This window comes from Streptomyces sp. NPDC005374, from assembly GCF_042872225.1.
Classification (GTDB): Bacteria; Actinomycetota; Actinomycetes; order Streptomycetales; family Streptomycetaceae; genus Streptomyces.
This window is the reverse complement of sequence record NZ_JBIAKA010000015.1, coordinates 37,784-59,898: the sequence shown is the minus strand read 5'-3', so window position 1 is coordinate 59,898 and position 22,115 is coordinate 37,784. Positions and strand designations below refer to the sequence as shown.

Genomic DNA, 22,115 nt, shown 5'->3' with positions numbered 1-22,115 from the left:
CGCCAATCTGTACGCGGCGATCCGCTGTGATGCCCGGGCAGGGATGTCGTACCGCCTTGATGCGCGAGCACGGTGTTGGGTTCCACCCGATACAGGCGGCGTTGGCATCGGTCTGGCCGGAGCCTCGGAACGGACCGCGGAGGTTGGGCCCCTACACGTCATCCCAGGCCATCGAGCTCATCCTCCAGCCGGCAGGCGTCAGGACGAACTGGGTGGTCTTGCATCCGGAGCCCTCGAACCACTCGCCGTTGAGGAAACCGGACTTGCGGTATTCGCTGAACCGGTGCGCGATCGACCCGAAGACTTCGGTCCGATCGGCGACTTCCCATTCGGAGAACTCCGTCAGCGTCCCATCGGTGAGGATTTTCTCCCGGGGCTCGACGAACGCGTCGAGGTCGTAGATCACAGGCACGCCCCCGACGTTTTTGATGATCATTCCTTGTGGAATGAACACCTCTCGGACAGCTTCGACGTTCGGCCGGCTGCCACCGGTGTTGGTGAAGGCGCCGAGGAAAGCACGCATCAGCTTGTCGAGCTCGGCCTTGACGTCGGACACGGGTACTCCTCCAAAGGGTGAACGCCTCGCGCCTGATCGTCGCCTACTGCCGGCGCGTCGGCCACCATCACGGCGCCGGGACACGTCTCGTGCTCCGACAGCATGGCTGGGTCTCATCCATATTTCCGAGTTCTGTGATCGCTAGTGCTGCCCAAAACCGTCGACAGACGTGGCAGCGCGTCCAGCAGCCGCCAGTAGAGGGGGCGGTGCCATCTTCGGTGACGGTTCCTCCCGCAGCGACGTAGCGATCGGCGAAGCAGGAAGCAACCCTGACAGGCCGGCGCTCCCGACGGATGGCGTCGACAGCCCGTTGCCAGAGCTCAGGCCGCTCGGTGGTCGCGGGCAGAGTCACTCTCTCGGAAGAGGCCCAGGCCTGGTAGGTGCGAGGCCGTTGTTGCGCGGTCACCGCCAGCTGAGTGGGCCCTCAACGATCGCGAAACTTTGTCCTGAGTGTGGAAAAAGAGGTGCCCTTCTCGTGCGGAAGTACTTCCCACTCCGGAAAATCATTGTTACGTTCCTCTCCGACAGCCTGACGACGCGGTCGGCGGAGACAGGCGTCCTGGGCCCAGCCGTGGGTGAGGGGAGGGATCGTGAGACGGATGACTGCTCGACCTGAGAACACCCATCAGGCGCGCCTGCTTCGTCTGCTGCGTGACAACGGGTCCAACTCCCGTGCCCAGCTGGGCGATCTGGTGGACCTGTCCCGTTCGAAGCTGGCGGTCGAGGTCGACCGGCTGCTGGAGACGGGGCTGATTGTCGCGGACGGGCTGGCCCCGTCCCGGGGAGGCCGCCGCTCGCACAACATCAGGCTTGCGCCGACCCTGCGTTTCCTCGGCGTCGACATCGGTGCCACATCGATCGGTGTCGCCGTGACGAATGCCGAGTTGGAGGTCCTGGGGCATCTGAACCAGCCGATGGACGTCCGCGAGGGCCCGGTCGCGGTCTTCGAGCAAGTCCTGTCCATGGCTGCCAAGTTGCGGGCCTCGGGGCTCGCGGAGGGTTTCGACGGCGCCGGCATCGGCGTCCCGGGGCCGGTCCGCTTCCCCGAGGGTGTACCGGTGGCTCCGCCGATCATGCCGGGCTGGGACGGCTTTCCCGTACGGGAGGCGCTCAGTCAGGAACTCGGCTGCCCGGTCATGGTCGACAACGACGTGAACCTCATGGCGATGGGGGAGCAGCACGCGGGCGTCGCACGCTCCGTGGGCGACTTCCTCTGCGTCAAGATCGGCACTGGTATCGGCTGCGGCATCGTCGTCGGCGGTGAGGTCCACCGCGGGGTGACGGGCAGTGCCGGCGACATCGGTCATATCCAGGTGGAACCGGAAGGCCGCGCGTGCGTGTGTGGCAATCGGGGTTGCCTGGAAGCCCACTTCAGCGGTGCCGCCCTGGCCGGTGACGCTGAGCAGGCCGCGCGTGAGGGGCGCTCGGCACACCTCGCCGCCCGGTTGGAGTCAGCCGGGCGTCTGACCGCCGAGGACGTGTCGGCCGCCGCGACGGCCGGGGACCCGGTGGCCCTGGAGCTCATCCGCGAGGGCGGGAAACGCCTCGGGCAGGTCATCGCGGGGCTCGTCAGTTTCTTCAATCCTGGGTTGGTGGTGATCGGTGGCGGCGTGACCGGGCTCGGGCACACGTTGCTGGCCAGTGTGCGGACCCAGGTGTACCGGCAGTCGTTGCCGCTGGCGACGGGCAATCTGCCGATCGTGTTGGGGGAGTTGGGGCCGGCCGCCGGAGCCATCGGCGCGGCCCGACTCATCAGCGACCACGTCTTCTCGCCGGCCTGACCGCCGGCCGACCCGGTCGGCAGCGGATCACCACGTGCGCCCGCGCAACCTGCGGCGCGCCTCCAACCAAGTGCCGCCATCAAGCGGCAGCACAACCTTCTCGACGATCCGGCAACCCCGGTGCGCTGCGGCAACCCCGCGGCGCCCCGGCGACATCAGCAGAGCCACCGGCGCAACCTGGCGCCACCGCACCAGCCACGACACCGTCGTAGCGCCACCGCAACAGCCACAGCACCGCCGTAGCGCAACAGCCACAGCACCGCCGTAGCCGCACATGAAATGTCCGCGGTCGTCACTTCCCTGCATGGCCGTCGGCCGTCCCTCTCCGCCTGGTTGCCGGGCGAGCAAGCCTGACCTGCCCTTCTCAGCAGCCTGTGCGCCGACACGGCGCACACCGCGCCAGGGCTCCCGCAGCCGCCCACACGACCGACATGTCCAGCCCAGCCCTGCCCACTCACGGCCCGTATCCGCCGAGGGGATTCCTCATGGCACCACAACCACCCCTGCTCACCATGTCCGGTATCACCAAGTCGTTCCCGGGCGTTCGCGCCCTGGACGGCGTGGATCTCGAGGTCCAGGCCGGCGAGGTCCACTGCCTGCTCGGCCAGAACGGAGCCGGCAAGTCCACCCTGATCAAAGTGCTGGCCGGGGCTCACCAGCCGGACAGCGGTGAGATCACCTGGCGCAGTGAACCCGTGACCCTCGGATCTCCGATCGCCGCCATGCGTCTGGGCATCGCCACCATCTACCAGGAACTCGATCTGATCGAGGGGCTGTCCGTCGCGGAGAACGTCTTCCTCGGACACGAACCCACCTCGGCCGGGTTCGTGGTGCGTGGCTCCGCCGCGCGTACGGCGACCGCGGAGCTGCTGCAACGGCTGGGGCACTCGGAGATCGATCCGACGCGCCTGGTCGGTGACCTCTCCGCGGCGCAGCAGCAGATCGTCTCGATGGCCCGTGCGCTGTCCCACGAGGTGCGGTTGATCGTGATGGACGAGCCGTCGGCGGCGCTCGACCCCGAAGAGGTGGACAACCTGTTCAGGATCGTGGGCGATCTGACGGCCGACGGCGTCGCCGTCATCTACATCTCCCACCGCCTGGAGGAGATCCGGCGCATCGGCGACCGGGTCACGGTCCTGAAGGAGGGCCGCTCGGTCGCGGGCGGACTGCCTGCCAAGAGCACACCGACCCATGAGGTCGTGGCCCTGATGACCGGGCGGAACGTGGAGTACGTCTTCCCCGAGCGGCCCGAAGCCGGGTTCGCCGCGGAGCGGGAGCCCGTACTGAAGGTCGAAGGGCTGTGCAGGCGAGGGGAGTTCGCCCCCGTCGATCTGGAGCTGCGGCCCGGAGAGATCGTCGGGCTGGCCGGACTCGTCGGGTCCGGGCGCAGCGAGATCCTGGAGACGATCTACGGGGCCCGCAAGCCCGATGAGGGCCGTGTGCTCGTCGACGGCACGCCCCTGCGCTCCGGCAGTGTCCGTGCCGCCGTCAGTGCCGGCATCGGTCTCGCGCCCGAGGAACGCAAGGCGCAGGGCCTGCTGATGCTGGAGTCGGTCAGCAGCAACGTCTCGATCTCCACACTGTCCCGGTTCGCCCGCGCGGGCTGGCTCGACCGCCGTACCGAGCGGGCCGCGACGCACCAGGCGGTACGGGAACTGTCCCTGCGGCCCGACAATCCCGACGCCGCGATCAGGACCCTGTCCGGCGGCAACCAGCAGAAAGCCGTCCTCGCCCGCTGGCTGTTGCGAGGCTGCAAGGTCCTGTTGCTGGACGAGCCCACCAGAGGGGTCGACATCGGCGCCCGGGCGGAGCTCTACGCAGTGATCCGCCGGCTGGCCGACGAGGGCCTGGCCGTACTTCTCGTGTCCAGTGAGGTGCCCGAGGTCCTGGGGCTCGCCGACCGGGTGCTGGTGCTCCGTGAAGGCAGCATCGTCCACACGGCGGACGCCCGGGAGCTCGACGAGCACCGTGTACTCGATCTTGTGATGGAAGGGAGCCCGACGCCATGACGCAGCCGACCCCAGCGGCGCACAAGGACGCGCCGAAGCCCGCCGCCAAGTCCGCGGGGGAGCAGCGGAGTTCGCGCCGATCGGGTTCGCGCTGGGATGTGCGCACCCTGTCGTTGCTCGGAGTCCTCGCGGTCCTCGTGGCGGTCGGCGGGATCACCGCACCGGACGAGTTCCTCGCGACGAGCAACCTGCAACTCGTCCTCACCCAGGCGTCCGTGATCGGTGTCGTCACCGTGGGCATGACGTTCGTCATCACCTTCGGCGGCATCGACCTGTCGGTCGGTGCGATCGTGGCGCTCGCCTCGGTGTGGGCGACGACCGTGGCCACCCAGGAGTTCGGCTTCGCGGGCATCCTGTTCACCGCGGTGATCGTCGGTGTCGGCTGCGGTCTCGTGAACGGTCTGCTGATCGCCTACGGCAGGATGGTGCCGTTCATCGCGACGCTGGCCATGCTCGCCTCGGCCCGGGGTCTCGCGCTGCAGATCACGGACGGCAGCACGCAGATCGTGAGCGTCGCATCGGTACTCGATCTGGGCGCCAGGGACTCCTACGTCCTCGGCATCCCGCCCCTCGTCCTGATCTTCGCCGCGGTCACCGTCATCGGCTGGCTGGTGCTCAACCGCACCACCTTCGGCCGCCGCACCGTCGCGGTCGGCGGCAACGCGGAAGCGGCCCGCCTGGCCGGTATCGACGTGCGCCGCCAGCGCCTGTACCTGTACCTGCTGTCGGGGCTGTGCTGCGGTATCGCCGCGTTCATGCTGATCGTGCTCGCCGGCTCGGGGCAGAACACCAACGGCAACCTCTACGAGCTGGACGCCATCGCCGCGGCGATCATCGGCGGCACCCTGCTCACCGGCGGCCGCGGCACCATCGTCGGCTCCGTCCTCGGTGTTCTGGTCTTCACCACGATCACCAACATCTTCGCCCTGAACAACCTCGAGACCGCTGTCCAGCAGATCGCGAAGGGCGCCATCATCGTCGCCGCCGTACTGGTCCAGCGCCGCTCGCTGCACGGCGACACCTGACACCCGTGCAGCACATGCCGGGCGGCGGCCCCTGACACCATCGTCCGGCACCCACCTCCTCCCTCAGACGCGCTCACCCACCCCGTCGGACTCCACCGGGGACACGCCGCCCCCCCCGGAACCCGCCACACGCACACCCGCCCAGTCGAAGGGTCGAACCGCCATGCCCAAAACCCCCGCCACCAGCCGCAGAGGACTCCTGTTCGGCACCGCCGCCGTTTCCGCGGGCGCGCTGCTGACGGCCTGCACCAGCAATGAGCCCAAGGACCAGGCACAGACCGCCGACAACGCCGCCCCGGTCGCGGACGACAAGCCGGGCAAGGCCGTCACCATCGGCTTCGCGGGTCCGCAGGCCGACCACGGCTGGCTCAACGCCATCAACTCCAACGCCAAGTCGCGGGCGAAGAAGTACTCGGACGTCACGCTGGAGATCACCGAGGGCTCCAACGACACCGCCCAGCAGATCGGCCAGGTCCAGACGCTGATCAACAAGAAGGTCGACGTCCTGGTGATCCTGCCGGCCGACGGCAAGGCCCTCACCCAGGTCGGCCTGCAGGCCATGCGGGCGGGCATCCCCGTCGTCAACCTGGACCGCGTCTTCGCCTCCCCGCAGGCGTACCGCTGCTGGATCGGCGGCGACAACTACGGCATGGGTCTCAACGCCGGCCAGTACATCGGCGAGCAGCTCAAGGGCAAGAAGAACGCCAAGGTCGTCGAACTGGCCGGCCTGGACAACCTCGAACTGACCCAGCAGCGCACCAAGGGCTTCGACGACGCCCTCAAGAACTACCCCAACATCCGCAAGGTGGCCCGCCAGGCGGCCGACTTCACGGTGGAGTCCGGGCAGGCCAAGACGGCTCAGCTGCTCCAGGCCCAGTCGAGCTTCGACGCGCTGTGGAACCACGACGACGATCAGGGCGTGGGCGCGCTGCGCGCCATCGACCAAGCCGGGCGCGACGACTTCCTGATGGTCGGCGGCGCCGGCGCCAAGTCCGCGATGGACGCCATCAAGGCGGGCAACAGCGTGCTGAAGGCGACCGTGCTGTACCCGCCGACGATGGCCGCCTCCGCCATTGATCTTGCCCGGGCACTCGGCCAGGGCAAGGGCATCGGCGGTCTCGCCGAGTTCGAGATCCCGTCCTCGCTGACCCTCTACTCGGCCGTGGTCACCAAGGACAACGTCGACCAGTACCTGCCGACCGGTTTCATCTGACAGGACCGGGCCGCGCCGGAGCGCACCGGACCTTGGGCCCCGCCCGCACCACGACGAGTCAGTGACACTCCGACCAGGAGGAATCCGTATGGAACAGAGGGACAGTCGGACCGCACCGCCGGTACTCGGCGTGGGGATGGTCGGCTACGCGTTCATGGGCGCCGCGCACTCTCAGGGGTGGCGCACTGTGGGGCACGCGTTCGACCTGCCCCTGCGGCCCGTCCTGGCCGCGATCGCCGGCCGTGACGCCCGCGGCGTGCAGGCCGCCGCCGACAAGCACGGCTGGGCCGCGGCGGAAACCGACTGGCGTGCCCTCATAGCCCGCGACGACGTGCAGCTCGTCGACATCTGCACACCGGGCGACAGCCATGCGGAGATCGCGATCGCAGCGCTGGAGGCGGGCAAGCACGTGCTGTGCGAGAAGCCGCTGGCCAATTCGGTCGCCGAGGCGGAGGCCATGGCCGCAGCCGCCGAAGCGGCCCGCGCGCGCGGCCAGTTGGCCATGGTGGGCTTCAACTACCGGCGCGTGCCCGCTCTCACCTTCGCCCGCAGCCTCATCGCGGACGGCAGGCTCGGCGCACTGCGCCACGTCCGGGTCAGCTACCTCCAGGACTGGCTGGTCGACCCCGACTTCCCGCTGACCTGGCGGTTGCAGCGGGAGCACGCGGGGTCGGGAGCCCTCGGGGACCTCGGTGCGCACATCGTCGACCTCGCTCAGTACCTGGCGGGCGAGGTCCTGGTCGGCGTCTCCGCCCAGATGGAGACCTTCGTCACCGACCGCCCCCGCCTCGACGGGGCATCCTCCGGCCTTACGGCATCCGCCGGCCCCCGGCGCGGACCGGTGACCGTCGACGACGCGGCCGTCTTCACGGGCCGGCTCGCCTCGGGAGCGCTCGCCGTGTTCGAGGCGACCCGGATGGCGACAGGGCGCAAGAACGCCCTGCGACTGGAGATCAACGGTGAGTTCGGTTCGCTCGCGTTCGACCTGGAGCGGCTCAACGAGCTGTCCTTCCACGACCATCGGGAGCCCGCCGCCACGGCGGGGTTCCGCCGGATCGTCGTCACCGAGGCCGACCATCCCTACCTGGAGGGCTGGTGGCCGCCGGGCCATGTGCTCGGCTACGAGCACACCTTCGCCCACCAGGCCCGCGACCTCGTCGAGGCCATCGCGTCCGGCACCGACCCGAGGCCGTCGTTCGCCGACGGTCTGCAGGTCCAGCGGGTGCTCGCGGCCGTGGAGGAGAGCGCCGAGAAGAACTCCGTCTACACACCGATCGCCGTCTGAGGAGGTTCCAGAAGGATGCCACGCCCGTTCACGCTTTTCACCGGTCAGTGGGCCGACCTTCCCCTGGAAGAGGTCTGCCGTCTTGCCCGTGACTTCGGTTACGACGGTCTCGAACTCGCCTGCTGGGGTGACCACTTCGAGGTGGACAAGGCGCTCGCCGATTCGTCCTATCTGGACTCCCGGCACGCGTTGCTCGACAAGTACGGCCTCAAGTGCTGGGCGGTCTCCAACCACCTGGTCGGCCAGGCGGTGTGCGACGCCATCATCGACGAACGCCACCAGGCGATCCTGCCCGGCGCGGTGTGGGGCGACGGCGACCCGGAGGGAGTGCGCCGGCGCGCCGCGGACCGTATGAAGGACACCGCACGGGCCGCGCGTGCCTTCGGCGTCGACACCGTCATCGGCTTCACCGGTTCCGCCATCTGGCACCTGGTCGCCATGTTCCCGCCCGCTCCCGAGTCGATGATCGAGCGCGGTTACGAGGACTTCGCCGAGCGCTGGAACCCGGTCCTCGACGTCTTCGACGCGGAGGGTGTGCGGTTCGCGCACGAGGTCCATCCCAGCGAGATCGCGTACGACTACTGGACGACCCAGCGCGCCCTGGAGGCCGTTGGCGGGCGGGCGGCGTTCGGGCTGAACTTCGACCCGTCGCACTTCGTGTGGCAGGACCTGGACCCGGTCGGCTTCCTGTGGGACTTCCGTGACCGGATCTACCACGTGGACTGCAAGGAGGCCCGCAAGCGCCTCGACGGCCGCAACGGCCGCCTCGGCTCCCATCTGCCCTGGGGTGACCCGCGCCGCGGCTGGGACTTCGTCTCCGCCGGACACGGTGACGTGCCCTGGGAGGACGTCTTCCGCATGCTGCGCTCCATCGATTACCAGGGCCCGATCTCGGTCGAGTGGGAGGACGCCGGCATGGACCGCCGCCAAGGCGCACCGGAAGCACTCGCCCATCTGAAGCGATTCGACTTCGAGCCCCCGTCGGCATCCTTCGACGCCGCCTTCGGAGGCGGCGACAACTAGGCGCTCCGCGTCAGGAGGCGCAAATCAGCCCGGTGCTGACAGACCGTTACAGGAAGCCGCCGGGTTGATCCAGCCTGCCCACCCCCTTCTTTGTCCTGGTTCTGGAAGAAGTTAGCCGTTTCGCTGCGCAAGGGGTTCCGGCCAAGGACGAACGGGGCTACGGTCCCTTCGTGCACAGGAACCACACAGTGGTTCGCAGCTGACGACCCGTTCAGGCCGTATGAGCACCTCGTGCGGCCGACCGACCGAGGACGGCCCTGCACAGCGCAGGGCCAAGAACCCTCAGGCACCACGCACTTCTGCGGCGGCCCCGAGTCGCCCCTCACACGCCACGACCGCGCGCAACACGGAGCAGCTCTCCGGGCCGCGGCCGAAGCCGTCCCAATGCCGACGGTGGACGGAAGGCCCTCGAGGCCCTGCCCACCGTCCTCCAACCACATCGGAACACCGACATGGCAGGGAGGCAGCCCGTGAAGAACGACGGGAACGGACCGGAGCCCGAGACCGACGGGCAGACCGCACGCACCGGTGTCTGGTTCGTCGGTGCCCGCGGATCGGTCGCCACCACCGCCGTCGCCGGATGCGCGGCGGTCGCCGCCCAACTGCGGCCGCCCACCGGCATGGTCACCGAGACCGCCCCCTTCGACGGCACCGGCCTGCCGCTCCTGCCCGCACTCGTCTTCGGCGGCCATGACACCGCCCACAGTCCGCTGCCCAAGCGGGCCGAACACCTCACCGACGCGGGCGTTCTGCCACACGGGCTCGTCCCCGCCGTGCGCGCCGAACTCCAGGCCGCGGACGAGGAGATACGGCTGGGCGGCCCCCTCCCGGGCGACCCGCGAAGCGACGAGGAACTCATCGCCGACTTCGCGGCCGACATCGTCTCGTTCCGCGTGCGCAACGCGCTTGCACGGGTGGTCGTCGTCAACGTCTCCTCCACCGAGCCGCTGCCCGCGCCCGACGCCGTACGGCTGCCACCCAGCGCCCTTTACGCGGCCGCCGCCGTGCGAGCCGGCTGCCCCTACGTCAACTTCACGCCGTCCACCGGATTGCGCACCCCGGCCCTCACGGCCGCCGCCGCAGCAAGCGCACTGCCCCACGCGGGCCGTGACGGCAAGACCGGCCAGACCCTGTTGCGCGCCGCGCTTGCCCCGATGTTCGTCCAGCGCGCCCTGGAGGTCCGAGCCTGGTCCGGCACCAATCTGCTGGGTGGCGGTGACGGGGCGGCCCTGGCTGATCCGGGCGCGGCCGCGGCGAAGAACGCCGGCAAGGAACGCGTCCTGGCCGACAGCCTCGGGCACACACCGCAGGGCGAGGTGCACATCGATGACGTACCGGTGCTCGGCGACTGGAAGACCGCCTGGGACCACATCGCCTTCGAGGGCTTCCTCGGCTCGCGCATGATCCTGCAGACCATCTGGCAGGGCTGCGACTCGGCCCTGGCCGCACCGCTCGTCCTGGACCTGGCCCGCCTGGTTGCCCGTGCCCACGAGGTGGGCCTGTCCGGCCCGCTCACGGAGCTGGGTTTCTACTTCAAGGACCCCGACGCGGGCCCGTCGGGTCTCGCCGAGCAGTTCACCGCGCTGCTGTCGTTCGCCGACCGCCTGCGGGAGGCACAGTGACGAGCTCCCTTTCGCCCACCCTCGCCCCACCTGCGAGGTCCGCCAGAACCGGCAGCGGCCAGAGTCACGCGCGTCCCCCGGCCGTGCGCGGTGGCGGCGGCTCCAGCGAGCGCGTCGCCTGGCACGCCGCTCCTCCTGTTCTCCACCCCCCGCGCAGTAGCCGGCCGTGAAGCGGCCACCGAAGTGAAGTTCCTTCTCCTGTGGCTCGCCGGCCTCGCCGGAGGCGGAAGCCGCACGGCACCCGCAGCACCGCGACGACGAAAGAGAGAACCACTGTGACCGCGTTCAACGACGAAGCCGTCACCGGCGACGCCCTGCGCCGCACACTCGGCGTCAGCCGCCGCCGATTCCTCAGCACCTGCACGGCCGTCACCGGGGCGGCGATCGCGGCCCCGGTCTTCGGCGCCGCGCCCGCCCTGGCGCAGAACGGATCGCAACCCGCCGGTCATGACCACGGCCGTTCCGCCCTGGTCCCGCCGCACAAGCGCGGCATCATCCTCTACACCGTCCGGGACGCGATCGGCCGCGACCCGCTCGCCTCCGACCTGCCGTCCGGCTTCCGCGAGGTGTTCAAGCAGCTGTCGCGGTTCGGCTACCGCCAGGTGGAGTTCGCCGGGTACGGCCAGCACACCAACGCCCCCGGTGGCGCCGACCTGGGCACGGTCCAGGGCGCGAAGCTGCTGCGCTCCTGGCTCGACGCGTACGGGCTGCGGGCGCAGGGCAGCCACGGCTACATCCCGCCGTCCTGGCCGCTGACGCCGGCCGACCGGGACACCTTCAAGCGCTGGCTGGAGATAGCCAACATCCTCGGCATGGAGCACATGGGGACCGGCGCCGACCCCGTCAACACCCCCTACCGGGCCGACTGGGACGTCGCCGCGCAGCAGTGGAACACCCTGGGCGCCCTCGCCCGCCGCGAGGGCATCAAGCTCTACACCCACAACCACGACAGCGCCTACGACTTCCTGCTCGACGGCGGTCCGCTCGACGCGCAGGGCCGGCCGACCCGAAGCTCCGGCATCCGCAAGCTGGAGTACTTCCTGAAGGTGACGGACCGCAAGAGCGTCCATCTGGAGCTGGACATCTTCTGGGCGCACGTGGCCCAGTACAAGTTCCACACCTACACCGCCCACGACGGCTCCCAGCGCGAGCGTGTCTTCGACCCGGCCGCGCTCGTCGAGCGCAACAGCACCCGGTTCCCGCTCTTCCACGCCAAGGACGGCGTCATCAACACCCAGAGCGGCCTGGGCTACGACATGGTGCCGTTCGGCACCGGTGACATCGACTACCGGCGGTTCTTCACCCGGGTGGGAGCCAAGAACTACCGCAACCCGATGGTCGAGCAGGACAACGCGCCCAGCACGACCGTGCCCGGCCAGTCCCTGGACTTCGCCCGCATCGGCTACGACAACCTCGCGGCCCTGCGCGCCCGCCGCTGACGAAGCGTCACCCACCCTTCCCGCACCGGAGCGCTCCGCTGCCCAACGCACGGACTGCTCCTGGGACTTGACCCACCCGCACCCTGCACAGTCGGTGGCCGCGGACCCTGTCCGTGGCCGCCGATCAGACCGAAGGAGTTCTGAGTGCGCAACAGACGGATCGTCACCCTCCTGGGGGCCGCCACCCTGGCCGGAGCCGTCGGGCTCCTGCCCCTCTCCCCGGCCCAGGCCGCCAAACCGGACCCCGCACCGCCGGCTTCGTCGAACTTCCAGAAGGTCACCCTCAACGACCGCCCCGGCGAGCCCATGGCACTCGCCGTCCTTCCCGACCGGAGGGTGCTGCACACGGCACGCACCGGAGAGGTCCGCATCCACGACCCCAAGAGCGGCGTCAACTTCCTTGCCGCCGACATGAAGAAGAGCCCCGCAGGGCTCTACCAGCACGACGAAGAAGGCGTACAGGGCATCGCCGTCGACCCTGGCTTCGCCAAGAACCACTGGGTCTACCTCTACTACTCGCCCCGCCTCGACACCCCCATGGACGACCCCGCCACCCCGGGGGTCAACGAGGGCGACGCACCGCAGTTCGGCACGGACGCGGACTTCGCCAAGTACAAGGGCGTCACGCGCCTGTCGCGGTTCAAACTCGTGGGCAACAAGCTGAACTTCGCCTCCGAGCAGAAGGTCATCGACGTCCCCGCCGACCGAGGCATCTGCTGCCACGTCGGCGGCAAGATCGACTTCGACGGCAAGGGCACCCTGTTCCTGTCGACCGGTGACGACTCCAACCCGTTCTCCTCCGACGGCTACGCCCCGCTCGACGACCGCCCCGACCGCAACCCGGCCTACGACGCGCGGCGCACCGCGGGCAACACCAACGACCTGCGCGGCAAGGTCCTGCGCATCCAGGTCAAGCCCGGCGGCGGATACCAGATACCGCGCGGCAACCTCTTCGCACCGGGCACCGCGAAGACCCGCCCCGAGATCTACGCCATGGGCCTGCGCAACCCGTTCCGCTTCGGCGTCGACGACAAGACCGGCGAGGTCTACGTCGGCGACTACTCACCCGACGCCAACAACGCCAATCCCGACCGCGGCCCCGCCGGCCACGGGCGCTGGATGGTCATCGACCGCCCCGCCAACTACGGCTGGCCCTTCTGCGTGACCCAGGCCATGCCGTACCAGGACTACGACTTCGCCACCCAGAAGTCGAACGGCGCTTTCGACTGCGCCAAGCCTGTCAACGACTCACGCCACAACACTGGCCGCAGCGTACTGCCCCCGGTCGAGGACGCGGAGATCGTGTACGGCTACGGGGCGTCGGCGGAGTTCCCGGAGCTCGGCACGGGCGGCATCGGCCCCATGGGCGGCCCTGTGTACCAGTACGACAAGCGCAACAAGGCCCAGAACCGCTGGCCTTCGTACTTCGACGGCAAGCCGCTCTTCTACGAGTGGACCCGCGACCAGATGAAGGCCATCACCCTCGGTAAGAAGAACCAGGTCCTCAAGATCGAGGACGCGATCCCCACGATCACGACGGACGGCCCGATCGACGCCGAGTTCGGCCCCGACGGAGCGCTGTACGTCCTTGAGTACGGCACCGGGTACTTCGCGGAGCTGCCCGAGGCCCAGCTCTCCCGCATCGACTTCACCCGGGGCAACCGCACCCCGGAGCCCAAGGTCGCCGCGGACCTGGTCAACGGCACCAGCCCGCTGACCGTCCAGTTCTCCAGCGCCGGCACGAAGGACGCCGACGGCGACGCCCTGCGCTACGCCTGGGACTTCGACGCCGACGGCACGGTCGACTCCACGGAGGCGAACCCGAAGCACACGTTCACCGAGAACGGGGTCTACGACGCCACGCTGAAGGTCACCGACAGCACCGGTCGTTCGGCCTCCGCGTCCGTCCCCGTCGTCGTCGGCAACAGGGCGCCGGTCGTCTCGCTCACCACCGACCCGGCTCCGCACGGAGGCACCCCCTTCCACTGGGGTGACACGGTCACCTGGCAGGTCACCGTCACCGACGACCAGCCGGTGGACTGCGCCAAGGTCAGCGTCTCGTTCATCCTCGGCCACGACTCGCACGGCCACCCGCTGTCGACGAGCAACGGCTGCTCCGGATCGTTCAAGACGTTCGTGGACGGCGGTCACTCCGGCTCGGACAACCTCAAGGCCGTCTTCAACGCCAGCTACACGGACACGCCCCCGGACGGCCTGCCGTCCCTCTCGGGCAGCGCCGAGGTCGCCCTGACACCGGCCGACTGACCGGCGACGCCAACACCGCGACGGGGCGCCACCGCGAGGCGCCCCGTCGCGTGTCTGCTCTCCTCGGCGGCGCATGGCCGCAGTGAAGCCTCCGCACCCCCACAAGGAGTCCGCATGGCAACACGAATCAACCGTCGCACCCTTCTGGCCGCCGGCGCGGGCGCTGCCGGCCTGTCCCTGCCCGGGGTCGCCGCGCACGCCGACGACCGCGCGACCACCAGCGTGAGATTCACCCTGAACGCCCAGGTGCTCGACGGCGGCGAACAGGTCACCTCGATCACCCTCAAGACGGCCCGGCTCGGCCCGATCGATCCGACCGGCCTGACCACCGGCACCTTCAGCGTGCACGCCAAAGCCACCAGCCCGATTCCCATCGGTGCCGACGACGCGATATTCAGCGAGTACGACCTCGACCGCACGGTGACGGCTGTCCGCCTCGACGACCGCGGCGACATCGTGCTCGAGCTGAGCCACGGCGAGGGCCGGACCGGGGGCGGCACGCTCGGCTACATCGTGGGCAGGGGCCGCAACGTGATGCTCGACCTCTCCTACACCCTCACTCAGAACGCCCCGATCACCTTGCGCGATCACCGGTCGATCACCATCGGCACCTTCGTGCAGAACCCACACCTGTCGGACCCGGAGGTGGACGCGTTCAGCTCCCACATCTCCGGCTCGGGAATGAAGTACCGGCTGTACTCACCCGCTGGTTCCCACCCCTCCCGAAAGAACAAGCGTCCACTGATCGTGTGGCTGCACGGCGGGGGAGAGGGTGCCTCATTACCGGACGGCTACTACGACAACGAGACCACGCTGCGAGCCAACCGCGGCGCGCTGGGCTTCGCCACCCCGCAGGCGCAGCGCATCTTCGGCGGCGCCTACGTCCTCGCCCCGCAAAGCACCTCCTACTGGATGGAGGACGGCCCCCGCTTCGCACCCCTCATCCACGAGATCATCAACGACGTCACGCGCGGGAACCACATCGACCGCAACAGGATCTACGTCGCCGGCTGCAGCAACGGTGGCTACATGAGCATGAAGATGACCACCGTCCACCCGACCCTGTTCGCCGCGTCCGTGCCGATCTGCGGCGTGGTCACGTCATTCCCGGCCGGAGGCGCGCCGCTGATCCCCGACAGTGAGCTGGCGCGGATCAGCACGCCCACCTGGCTCGTTACCTCCCGCGACGACACCACCGTGGAACCGCAGGCCAACACCGTCCACGCGCACGATGTGATCCCCGGCTCGCTGATGACGCTCTACGACCATGTCGTCTGGAACGGCTACCAGTTCCCGGGCCACTTCTCGTGGATCTACGTCGCCCGCAACGACCCCAGCGTCAACGGAACGCACATCTGGCAGTGGATGGCCGGCAGGCATCGGCACTGAGAGGGCAACGGACGGCCCCTTCGGCCCGACCGCCGCAGGGGCGTCCGCTCGCCCGGATACGCGCAGAGCGTTGCCTTCGGCTCCAACGTCAAGGGCGGTACTGGTGCCAGAAGGTTCTTCCTCGGGTCGAGCCCTGCTCAGGTCTTCTCCAAGGCGCAGGCCTGGGCGAGCAAGTACGGAGAACGAGTAGGTGCTGCTACCGCCTCCGGGAGGTCGGATTGTGCAGGGGGCGGAATCGGCGCTCCCATCCCCGATCCGCCACCCTCGTCAGCGTCGGCCGTGGCACCGTCGTGGACGAGGCCGCGCTGGTCGACGCGCTCGACTCCGGCCGGGTCGGCTTCGCCGCGCTGGACGTCTTCGAGACGGAGCCGCTGCCGGCCGCCAGCCCGCTGTGGGAGCACGATGGCGTACTGATCAGCCGGCACACCGCCGCCGTCGCCTGGCACGCCGTGGCCCAGGCGGGCGACCTGCGGGGCAAGCGCGTCCTGGTCGTCGGGAGCGGCCCATCGGCGCCCTCGCCGTCGCGGTGGCGGCACGAGGGGGCGCCGCTGACATCGTGACGTCGACCTGCATGCGAAGCCGCGCGAGATCGCGACCGCGCTCGGTGCGACGCAGACACTCGACGCGGGCGACGTCGAGGCGATCACCGCGGTGGACGCCGACGTGGTGATCGAGTCCTCCGGCAACCACCGAGGACTCGCCTCCGCCATCAGAGGCGCTGCCCGGGGCGGCACGGTGGTCATGGTCGGCCTCCTGCCGAACAGCGACCAGCCCGTGCCGATCACGCACGCCATCACCAGGGAACTCCGCCTGGTCGGCTCGTTCCGCTTCAACGACGAGATCGACGAGGTGATCGCGGCGATCGCCGACGGGTCCCTGGCCGTCGACCCGGTCATCACACACACCTTCCCCGTGGACGAGGCACTGGAGGCACTCACCGTCGCCGCCGACGCCTCGGTCTCGGGCAAGGTCCTCCTCGCCTTCTGACCTCGTTGATGGCCCAGGCCGCTGCCGACGAAGACCTGGACTGGGCCGTCTCGGTGGATTCCACGATCGCCGCGCTCATCACCACACGGTCGGCAAGGGGTCCGTACCGGCCGACCACGCCATCGGCCGGTTCCGCGGGGGACCGACCACCAAGATCCATCTGGCAGCCCACGCCCGATGCCGCCCTCTGGCCTTCCACCTCACCGCTGGACAGGCTGGTGACGCCCCTGCTTTACGCGCTGTGACCACCGGAGATTCTGTGCCCGCGCTGACCGTCATGACTGACCGAACCGCTGTGGGAACGACTGTGGTGGTGGCATCCCGGCGGTGGCCGAGGGCGTCGACGCGTCGTAGCCGGGAGCGGCTGCTCGAAGGGCGGCGGTCAGATAGCGGTGCACGATGTCCAGTTCGCCCGGGGTGAAGTCCTCGGCCGCCTCGACCAGGTTGGCGATGAGCGGGCCGAAGAAGGACCGACCCAGCTCCACGGCTCTCTGCTCCACGGTCAGCACGACGCGTCGTCGGTCGTTTTCATCGCGCCTGCGGCGGACGAGCCCCAGGCGCTCCAGCCGGTCCAGCAGGGCAGTGGTGCCGGCCGAGTTGAGCCGCAGCGCCGCACCGAGTCGTCCCGGGGTGACGTCGGTACCCGCCCGATCGGCGTCAAGCAGATGGATGAGGGCCCGCAGATCGGTCGGGTGCAGACCGTTTCGCGCGGCGAACTCGGCGCCGCGCAGATCGAGTTCCACGGTCACTGCGCGCAGTAGATGGACCAGCCGCATCGCGGGGTTGATGTCATCACTCACCGGGCTACTATCTCGCCAAGCGAGATACTTGGTCAACGAGACGATTTTCCGGGGGTTCACCGTGTCCTCATCCCAAGAGTTCTTCACGGCTTACGACGCACTGCTCGCCCGCTGGCCCACCGGTACCGCCGAGATCGACGTTCCCACCCCGTACGGGACCACCCGTGTCCACGCCTACGGCCCCGCTGACGCCACTCCAGTCCTCCTTCTACACGGCGGCGGTTCCACCGGCGTGGTCTGGTTCGCCAATGCAACAGCTCTTGGCACGCACCACCGGGTGCTGGCCGTCGACATCCTGGGCGACGCCGGACACAGCGTCCCCGGCGGGCGCCCGCTGCGCACGACCACCGACCTGATGGCCTGGTTGGACGCGCTGCTCGACGGTCTCACCGTGTCCCGCGCGCACCTGCTGGGCCACTCCTACGGCGGCTGGATCGCCCTGACCTACGCCCTGCACGCCGCACGGCGGGTCGATCGGCTCGTACTGCTCGACCCGACCCAGTGCTTCGCCAACTTCCGCCCGGGTTTCCTGCTGCGCTCGCTGCCCGTACTGCTCCGCCCGACGCGAGCCCGCGCCCACGCCTACCTGGACCGCGAGACCGCAGGGACCGACACCGACCTGGGCTGGAAGCGGGTCTATGCCTTGGCGGTCTCGGGCTTCGCGAACCGGAAACTGGTCGTCGGCCGCCGCCCGGACCCCACGGCACTGAGCGTTCCGCTCCTGGTCCTTCTCGCCGGCCGCAGCGACGCCCATGACGCCGCCAAAGTCGCAGCCCGCGCCCGCAAAGCCGTACCGGACGCCCGGATCGAGATCCTCGCCGAACTCACCCACTTCGCCATGCCCACCGCCATACCCACCCAGACGAACCAACGGATCACCGACTTCCTGGCAGACAACCAGGAGAAGCAAGCCGCCCCGGGCGCGGTTTGAAGGAAATAAAGCGCAGCGGACCGGCAGAAGGCGTTCTGCCCGGCATGGGTGCGCTCCACGTGCCAGTGTTGAGTGACCTGGATGGGGGCCTTCTCGCCCTTGTGGGCGATCCGGCCGCGTAGTCCGCGTTCGTCGAGAGTGGTGCGGGTCTTGACCGAGTCGTACTCAGCGTCCAGGTGCACGGTGATGGTGTCGGGCCGGGCAGTGGGCCGAGGTCATCCAGAAGGTCCAGGGTCGGGGCGAGCAGCGGCGAGTCGTGGCAGTTCGCTCCGGCCAGGACACGGCCCAGCGGGATTCCGTAGCCGTCTGTCGTTCCTGATCGCTTGAGGCCCAGTTCGCCTCGGTCGACCGGTGAACGTCCGGCGGCTTCTTCACCTCCCGGTGCCTTGATGATCGATCCGTCGACAGCGATCTGGTCCAGGACCAGGCCGACGATGCGGTCGTCATCTCCAAGGCGATGTGCCGGAGTTGAGCGAAGACGCCCAGCGGTCAGCCATGATGGCAGTGCAGGCACAGGTCTCATGGTTGGTCACAGAGCGTCGCAACTCCATGATCAGCAAGTCCTGTGCCTGTTCTGCTCCCGAGGTACTCCATCGCGCCTATGTGCGCGAGCTCTTAGTCACCGTGTTCATCCTGCAGCACGCTGCGTCGTTCCTGTTCGCGCTTGGAGTAGGCGGCTGCCCGGATCGCCTCGTCGCTCTCCAAGCCCGATCCCAGTGCGCCGCCCACCGTGGCGATCGAAGCGACGAACCAGGACAGCGTCCAGTACTCCGTGGCGTGAAGCGGGGTTCGTGTCATGGAGGCGAACACTCGGTCGTTGAGGATGAACAGCGCCCACACCAGGTTGATGACCAGCAAACCCGCGTAGCAGACGAAGACCCCGATACCCACGGTGACGACGGTCGAGGCGTTGTAGAGAGCAGCTCTCTTCCTCGCCTCCGGCGAGAACTCCGCTGTCCGATGCCACAGGTTCGCGTCCACGATCAGCCAGCCGATCATGAGCGCGACAGACCCGACCATGGCGATCACGAGGCGTGGCGCGCTCAGGAACGAGGCCAGGCTCCAGACAGTGGAGTTCACGGTGGCGATGGCTCCCGTGGCGAGTGCGGCCGCCAGGGCCTTGGACAGACCCGGCACCAACCGCCACGGCCGGTTGGCGCGGACCATCCCGACGAGCACCCTGAGGTAACCGCGCGGCCCGCTCGCCACGTACCGCAGATCGGCGGTCTCCTCCTCGTCGACCGGGCCCGGATGGATAGGCGCGAGACGACCGACGAAGGGCCCCAGCAGCGGCTGACTTCGCGTAGCTCCCTCAGCCCCGGTGGCCCACGGACCCGCCAAACTGAGCACGGCACCTTCCACGGCCCGCCGGGCCCTTGTCTGCAGCCGCCAGCCCCCCAGCGATGGAAGGGACAGCAGCGCCAAGCCGTGTTCGTGACTCAGATCCACAACGAGCTTGCGCCTGTGTGAGTGCAGCGGAAGGTCGGTGAGGGCCACGACGATGTCCCAGTTCTCCGCACTTGCGCGGTCCATGATCCGGCGCATCAAGGTGGACGGGGCCTCGGCCCCTGCGGTGAAGGGCTCACTGACCACCTCGACGTCGAATCGTCGCCCCTGGCCTGACTTGTCGGCGAGCCGATCAGGAAGTATCCGGACCATGCGCTGCGCGATCTCCGTCGGCGTGTCCGGGTCCGCTAGGAGAGCCACGACCGTAACGCCCTGCGACGACACCGGCATGGCTGCACCCTTCTCGTCTGCTGCCCCGCGTTCGCAAGTGCCCACAGATGCTGCCGCGTAACGTCGACGCCGCGCGACATGCCGGCTCCCGGCGGCCGGGGCAGTCGGTACAGCCAGATCTGCTCGTCCCCCCAGTACCGGGCCTGCCCTCACCACCAAGGTCACGAGCGCGTGTCACCGCGAACACCCGCTCCGGCACCACCCCGACCCGCACCACATGCAGAGTCACCGGCCACCCGTTCGGTGTCCAGCCCGGAAGACCGGATCGATCCGTGCCCGCTGCACGTCAGGAAACGGCCCACCCGAACCAGCGATCCCATGACCAAACGAAACGTCCCCAGCGTGGGCGATGTGCGGCAGTTCGCTTTTGACGCCCAGCGCCCCGTGTGCGTACCCATCGCCACCCATCGAGAGGAGGCGTCCGTGATGCCGGGCGGGGAGAGGAACGGCGGAGTCCGTGCGACGGGCGGAGCTGCGGCGACACCCCGGCCCTCCCTTCCGACGCTCCTTTGAAACGCCACTTCACCGCGGAGAACCTCCCCTTGGTGCGGCTCGCATACGAAGCGCGAAGGGCATCCACTGGGGCGGACGCCCGTTCACGACGGCAGCCTGACCACAACGCAGGTCAGACCACCAACGCCGCGTGCAGCGCACTGAAGGTCGCACGGAGTTCCACCGTGGCGATCGGATCGATCTCCATCTGCAAATGACACACGTCGTCGTCGCCGTTGGGAGTCAGGCGCACGAAAAAGGCGAATCCGTCCCCGACTGGCTCCGCCTTCAACGTCAGCGGATTGTTCCGACCGGGAGTCACCGCCGCCGAAAAGCGTCCACCCGACGGCTCGCTCAGACCAGTAGCTCCGCCACCGCGAGTCCCATCGTTCCATCGCCGAAAACATGGTGGTACGTCTGGATGTCGCCATGTCGGAAGTGGATCAGCGGCGGGTTTCGATCTTCATGTCACCTGAGGTGACCTTGCGGATGTGGTCGCTGGCGAGCAGGCCGTGCGGATTGCCGAGGTCGATGGCGCTGACCTCGTCGAGGCGGGCCAGCTGGGAAGGCGTGAGATCGACCTGCAGGGCACCAAGGTTGTCCTCGAGCTGCGCGATGGTGCGGGCGCCGATGATGGGTGCCGCCACGCCCGGGGCGTTCAGAGTCCAGGCCAGTGCGACCTGGGCGGGCGTGTGGCCCAGGTTTGTGGCCACTTCCTTCACCACATCGGCGATGGCGAGACTGCGCTCGGTGACCATGCCCAGGGCGGCGTTGAGGCTCTTGCGGCTGCCGGCGGTTTCACCGGCGACCGCGTCCGCCGGATTCAGGTCGTCCCGGCCGTACTTGCCGGTGAGCACCCCGCCGCCCAGCGGGGAGAAGGGGACCACGCCCAGACCCATCTCGCGCGCCATGGGGATCAGGTCACGTTCCCCAGCACGCTCGATCAGGCTGTACTCGATCTCCAGGGCGACCAGCGGTGACCAGCCGCGCAGGTCGGCGAGCGTCTGCATGCGCGACACCTGCCAGGCCGGTGCGCTGGAGACCGCCACGTACAGGACCTTGCCCTGCCGTACCAAGTCGTCAAGGCCGCGAAGGATCTCCTCCACCGGCGTCCTGAAGTCCCAGACGTTCAGATAGAGCAGATCGATGTAGTCCGTGCCGAGCTGCCGCAGACTGGCTTCCACCGATGCCAGCATGCTCTTGCGGTGTGTGCCACCGGAATTGGGGTCACCGGGCCTGCGCAGCGTCGAGTACTTCGTCGCGAGTACCAGACGCTCGCGATCACTACGGGCGAACTCGCCCAGCAGTCGCTCGGAGCTGCCGTTGGTGTAGGTGCTGGCGGTGTCGAAGAAGTTGCCGCCGAGTTCGGTGTAGCGGTCGAACAGCTTGCGCGCCTCTTCGCGCTCGGCGCCCCAGCCCCACTCGGTGCCGAAGGTCGCCGCGCCCAGCGCCAGCGGTGAGACTCGCAGTCCGGAACGGCCCAGCAGCCGGTAGGTGTCGAGAGCAAGTGGCATCGTGTTCTCCTGTGGTTGTGGTTCTTGGCGTTCCAGAGCGCGGATCG

17 protein-coding genes and 2 pseudogenes are annotated in these 22,115 nt (G+C 68.9%); 14 read left to right on the top strand and 5 right to left on the bottom strand.

Annotated elements, in window-relative coordinates:
* Positions 1-151: 151 nt before the first annotated feature.
* Positions 152-556: a DUF4440 domain-containing protein gene (locus ACFYRX_RS32970; protein WP_389107676.1), complete on the bottom strand. Its 405-nt coding sequence runs from the start codon at positions 554-556 to the stop codon at positions 152-154.
* A 599-nt stretch (positions 557-1,155) separates the two neighbouring features.
* Here ACFYRX_RS32970 and ACFYRX_RS32965 point away from each other — a divergent pair.
* The 13 genes and pseudogenes from ACFYRX_RS32965 to ACFYRX_RS32905 form a co-directional block, all read left to right on the top strand.
* The gene (locus tag ACFYRX_RS32965) at positions 1,156-2,337 is read left to right on the top strand and encodes an ROK family transcriptional regulator (RefSeq protein WP_389107674.1); all 1,182 of its coding nucleotides are present in this window, start codon (positions 1,156-1,158) and stop codon (positions 2,335-2,337) included.
* A 485-nt stretch (positions 2,338-2,822) separates the two neighbouring features.
* Entirely contained in the window at positions 2,823-4,346 is a 1,524-nt protein-coding gene (locus ACFYRX_RS32960; RefSeq protein WP_389107671.1) for a sugar ABC transporter ATP-binding protein, read from the top strand.
* Positions 4,343-5,371 carry an ABC transporter permease gene (locus ACFYRX_RS32955; protein WP_389107668.1) on the top strand — a complete coding sequence of 343 codons (1,029 nt, stop codon included), beginning with the start codon at positions 4,343-4,345 and terminating at the stop codon, positions 5,369-5,371. The genes ACFYRX_RS32960 and ACFYRX_RS32955 overlap by 4 nt, the downstream gene beginning before the upstream one ends.
* A gap of 163 nt (positions 5,372-5,534) precedes the next feature.
* Positions 5,535-6,584: a substrate-binding domain-containing protein gene (locus ACFYRX_RS32950; RefSeq protein ID WP_389107665.1), complete on the top strand. Its 1,050-nt coding sequence runs from the start codon at positions 5,535-5,537 to the stop codon at positions 6,582-6,584.
* Positions 6,585-6,672: 88 nt separating this feature from the next.
* Positions 6,673-7,869 carry a Gfo/Idh/MocA family protein gene (locus ACFYRX_RS32945; protein ID WP_389107662.1) on the top strand — a complete coding sequence of 399 codons (1,197 nt, stop codon included), beginning with the start codon at positions 6,673-6,675 and terminating at the stop codon, positions 7,867-7,869.
* A 15-nt stretch (positions 7,870-7,884) separates the two neighbouring features.
* Positions 7,885-8,892: a sugar phosphate isomerase/epimerase family protein gene (locus ACFYRX_RS32940; RefSeq protein WP_389107661.1), complete on the top strand. Its 1,008-nt coding sequence runs from the start codon at positions 7,885-7,887 to the stop codon at positions 8,890-8,892.
* A gap of 452 nt (positions 8,893-9,344) precedes the next feature.
* On the top strand, positions 9,345-10,514 hold the full coding sequence (locus ACFYRX_RS32935) for an inositol-3-phosphate synthase (protein WP_389107658.1): 1,170 nt from the start codon (positions 9,345-9,347) through the stop codon (positions 10,512-10,514).
* 275 nt (positions 10,515-10,789) lie between these two features.
* A complete protein-coding gene (locus tag ACFYRX_RS32930; protein WP_389107655.1) occupies positions 10,790-11,953 on the top strand; it encodes a sugar phosphate isomerase/epimerase family protein in 1,164 nt (387 codons plus the stop codon).
* Between the two features lie 144 nt (positions 11,954-12,097).
* Positions 12,098-14,218 (top strand): PQQ-dependent sugar dehydrogenase, encoded by a 2,121-nt coding sequence (locus ACFYRX_RS32925; protein ID WP_389107652.1) that lies wholly within the window; start codon positions 12,098-12,100, stop codon positions 14,216-14,218.
* A gap of 114 nt (positions 14,219-14,332) precedes the next feature.
* Positions 14,333-15,607: a prolyl oligopeptidase family serine peptidase gene (locus tag ACFYRX_RS32920; protein WP_389107649.1), complete on the top strand. Its 1,275-nt coding sequence runs from the start codon at positions 14,333-14,335 to the stop codon at positions 15,605-15,607.
* 290 nt (positions 15,608-15,897) lie between these two features.
* The gene (locus ACFYRX_RS32915; protein WP_389107647.1) at positions 15,898-16,167 is read left to right on the top strand and encodes an NAD(P)-dependent oxidoreductase; all 270 of its coding nucleotides are present in this window, start codon (positions 15,898-15,900) and stop codon (positions 16,165-16,167) included.
* A 7-nt stretch (positions 16,168-16,174) separates the two neighbouring features.
* Positions 16,175-16,594, top strand: coding sequence for a zinc-binding dehydrogenase (locus ACFYRX_RS32910; protein WP_389108119.1), 420 nt, complete (start codon positions 16,175-16,177; stop codon positions 16,592-16,594).
* A 121-nt stretch (positions 16,595-16,715) separates the two neighbouring features.
* Positions 16,716-16,823: pseudogene (locus tag ACFYRX_RS32905) on the top strand (IS5/IS1182 family transposase); the annotation flags it as partial.
* Between the two features lie 46 nt (positions 16,824-16,869).
* On the opposite strand, the gene ACFYRX_RS32900 reads toward ACFYRX_RS32905, so the two are convergent.
* Positions 16,870-17,370 carry a MarR family winged helix-turn-helix transcriptional regulator gene (locus ACFYRX_RS32900; protein ID WP_389108117.1) on the bottom strand — a complete coding sequence of 167 codons (501 nt, stop codon included), beginning with the start codon at positions 17,368-17,370 and terminating at the stop codon, positions 16,870-16,872.
* A gap of 85 nt (positions 17,371-17,455) precedes the next feature.
* Between ACFYRX_RS32900 and ACFYRX_RS32895 the strand changes: the two genes are divergently transcribed.
* Entirely contained in the window at positions 17,456-18,325 is an 870-nt protein-coding gene (locus tag ACFYRX_RS32895) for an alpha/beta fold hydrolase (RefSeq protein ID WP_389107644.1), read from the top strand.
* A 5-nt stretch (positions 18,326-18,330) separates the two neighbouring features.
* Here the strand turns inward: ACFYRX_RS32895 and ACFYRX_RS32890 are convergent.
* The 3 genes and pseudogenes from ACFYRX_RS32890 to ACFYRX_RS32880 all read right to left on the bottom strand — a co-directional run.
* Positions 18,331-18,811 (bottom strand): annotated as a pseudogene (locus ACFYRX_RS32890) (transposase); the annotation flags it as partial.
* Positions 18,812-18,940: 129 nt separating this feature from the next.
* Entirely contained in the window at positions 18,941-20,062 is a 1,122-nt protein-coding gene (locus tag ACFYRX_RS32885) for a hypothetical protein (protein WP_389107642.1), read from the bottom strand.
* 935 nt (positions 20,063-20,997) lie between these two features.
* Positions 20,998-22,068 carry an aldo/keto reductase gene (locus tag ACFYRX_RS32880; protein WP_389107639.1) on the bottom strand — a complete coding sequence of 357 codons (1,071 nt, stop codon included), beginning with the start codon at positions 22,066-22,068 and terminating at the stop codon, positions 20,998-21,000.
* Positions 22,069-22,115: the final 47 nt, after the last annotated feature.

Excerpts from the sequence above, each read along its gene's own strand:
- ACFYRX_RS32965 (WP_389107674.1), top strand. The coding sequence starts at position 1,156 with ATGACTGCTCGACCTGAGAACACCCATCAGGCGCGCCTGCTTCGTCTG.
- ACFYRX_RS32960 (WP_389107671.1), top strand. The coding sequence starts at position 2,823 with ATGGCACCACAACCACCCCTGCTCACCATGTCCGGTATCACCAAGTCG.
- ACFYRX_RS32955 (WP_389107668.1), top strand. The coding sequence starts at position 4,343 with ATGACGCAGCCGACCCCAGCGGCGCACAAGGACGCGCCGAAGCCCGCC.
- ACFYRX_RS32950 (WP_389107665.1), top strand. The coding sequence starts at position 5,535 with ATGCCCAAAACCCCCGCCACCAGCCGCAGAGGACTCCTGTTCGGCACC.
- ACFYRX_RS32945 (WP_389107662.1), top strand. The coding sequence starts at position 6,673 with ATGGAACAGAGGGACAGTCGGACCGCACCGCCGGTACTCGGCGTGGGG.
- ACFYRX_RS32940 (WP_389107661.1), top strand. The coding sequence starts at position 7,885 with ATGCCACGCCCGTTCACGCTTTTCACCGGTCAGTGGGCCGACCTTCCC.
- ACFYRX_RS32935 (WP_389107658.1), top strand. The coding sequence starts at position 9,345 with ATGGCAGGGAGGCAGCCCGTGAAGAACGACGGGAACGGACCGGAGCCC.
- ACFYRX_RS32920 (WP_389107649.1), top strand. The coding sequence starts at position 14,333 with ATGGCAACACGAATCAACCGTCGCACCCTTCTGGCCGCCGGCGCGGGC.
- ACFYRX_RS32900 (WP_389108117.1), bottom strand. The coding sequence starts at position 17,370 with ATGCGGCTGGTCCATCTACTGCGCGCAGTGACCGTGGAACTCGATCTG.
- ACFYRX_RS32885 (WP_389107642.1), bottom strand. The coding sequence starts at position 20,062 with ATGCCGGTGTCGTCGCAGGGCGTTACGGTCGTGGCTCTCCTAGCGGAC.
- ACFYRX_RS32880 (WP_389107639.1), bottom strand. The coding sequence starts at position 22,068 with ATGCCACTTGCTCTCGACACCTACCGGCTGCTGGGCCGTTCCGGACTG.